1 protein-coding gene is annotated in these 2,343 nt (G+C 69.0%); it reads right to left on the reverse strand.

Features of this window, described 5'->3' with window-relative positions:
* Positions 1-265 precede the first annotated feature (265 nt).
* On the reverse strand, positions 266-2,343 hold a 2,078-nt coding region (locus AC1DVT_RS19640), incomplete at its 5' end, for a LuxR C-terminal-related transcriptional regulator (RefSeq protein WP_477391009.1).

The raw sequence follows: 2,343 nt of genomic DNA on the forward strand, positions 1-2,343 counted from the left end.
TCGCGACCCGCTCGCTGACCCCCGGGCGGTCTCCCGGCCAGCGACTCGGAGAACGATAGTGCGCGACCCCATCACCCTGCCCGAGAGCGAATCCTTTGTCCGCGTGCTGAAAGCGAGGTGCCGCGGCCCCCGGGGCCGCGGCACCGGGTGCYCGCTACGGGATCCCATGCGGAGCACGCCGCGCATTCGCGTGCCGGAAGTCAGCGTCAACCTGCTTCCGGCAAAGGTCAGCTGTCGTCTCGTCGCCGAGCCACACCGCGGCTTGTTACATGGAGAGCATGCCGGAGCGGACGGCGGCAGACACGGCCTCGGTCCGGCCGCGGACACCGAGCTTGCGGTAGATCGACACGGTGTGATGCATGACGCTCTTCGGTGTGACCCGGAGCTCGCCCGCGATCTCCTTGTTGTGCAGGCCCTGGGCGAGGAGCCGCAGCACCTGTCCCTCCCTCGGGGTGAGTCCCGGGAAACCGCCCACGGCGCCCGATGGCGGAGCAGCCGGTGCCGTGTGGACGACGTCGCGGAGGTAGGTCAGGAGCTCCGCGAGTGTCTCGTCGCGGTCCAGTAGCCGACCTCGAGCGGTCTGCGCTTCGTACTGTTCGGCTCCCAGCGAGCGGCGGATGCTGTCGAGGGCACTGCGATACAGCGCGGAGTGGACGGGAGACATGATCGCCATCAGCGGCCCGATGTGCGCGGCGACGGTGCCGTGCAGGAACGCGCTCACCGCGAACTCGCCGCGGAGTCGGCTGATATGCACGCCGAACATGACTGAGATCGTCAGCCCGTTGAGCAGGTCGGTCCGTCCGAGTCGCTCCTGGCGGGTCAGCACCCAGCTGGCAGCCTGGTGCGGGTCGTCGCGGTCAATCGCGTCCTGAGCGAGGATGGCCAGCGTGTGCATCTCGTTCGCGAGGTCGCCGTGCGCGCGGAAGACCCCAAGAACCCACTCGAGGGGCGGCAATTCGACGTGGTTCGTGATGCACTCGGGGGGCAGCGCGTGCAGCGCGAGTGAGCCGAGTGCCTTTCCTGTCCGGTCACCGGTGCGGGTCGCGCGATCCAACCCGGAAGCCGCCAGGCGCGCGGCTTCCTCATATTGGCGGAGAGCGGCGTTCATGGCACACAGCGAGATTTCGAAGCGACCGATCCAGCGAGCATGTCCGATCTCGGACGCGAGCTGGAGTCCCGCGGCACACGAGGTCATCGCGGCGTCGAAGGCTCCCAGCCCCACCGCGGCGATGAAGTGGGTGCGTAGGGCACGTAGCGACGGCAGCGGTTCCGACACCTGGCGGCCCAGCCGCAGCGCCTCCTCGAGTTGGCGACCGATCAGCGCGGACCGGTCGCCAACCAGGGGCGACCAGCTCTCCAGTGCGGCGAGCCACAGCAGCGCATCACKCCGAGCCGCCGCGGTGCCCACAGCCGTCGTGGACGTCAACTCCGTGAGCACCTCGATGAGCCCTGCGCCACTCCCTCGCCGATCTGCGGCCCACCCGAGGTCAGCAGCGATCCGAAGCGCGGCATCCGGGTCCGACATGGCCAGCCACCGAGCCGCGGCGAGGGCCTCCTGGTAGTCCTCGCCCAGGATTTGCAACGCGGCATCCTCGTCCGCGTCATCGAACGCGGCGGCGGCGCGCCGAGCCACCTCGGAATAGTGTGCGGCGTGCGAGGCATGGGCTTCGCGCGAGGCGCCGGATGCCGTGAGCCGCTCGGATGCGAACCAGTGGACGAGGTTGCTGAGGCGATAACTCCCCTCGCCCTCGCCCGCGGCCTGGTCCAGTTCGACGAGGCGCAGGTCGAGCAGTTCACCGAGCGCGTCGTAACACGAAGGGAGCTGCCTGGCGGAGACGGCTTCGATTGCCCCTATCCGGAATGACCCGGTGAAGACGCTGAGGTGATCGAGGAGTAGCTGGGCATCCGCGGAGGTGGCCTGGCGGCTGGCGGCCAGGTCGGTCCTGACGGCTCGCGCGGTTTCCGACGCGGCGGGCGTCGTCAGGATCGCCAGYGCGCGCTCAGGCGTCTCGAGGAGATCAGCGAGCGAGGCGAGCGACACGAAGGGCAACCGGAGCGCCGCCAACTCGATCGCCAAAGCGTTCGCGTCGACCGCTCTGCAGATGCGCTCGATCGAGTGCCGCGACACCTCGTCGTTCCTGAGTTGGACCGACACGGATTCCGCCGTGCGGCGGAACAACTCCCCCGCGGCATCCCATCCGAGCGGTCCTGCATTCACGACACCGACCGTGGCGTCGCGCATCTGCGGTACCGATTCGACCACCAGGACGAGTCCGCCGTGACCAGAGACCAGCCGAGCCAGTTCCTGACCTGATCGGGCCAGCACGTCCGCTCGCTCCAGGT

Source organism: Microbacterium sp. P2_F9, assembly GCF_056403635.1.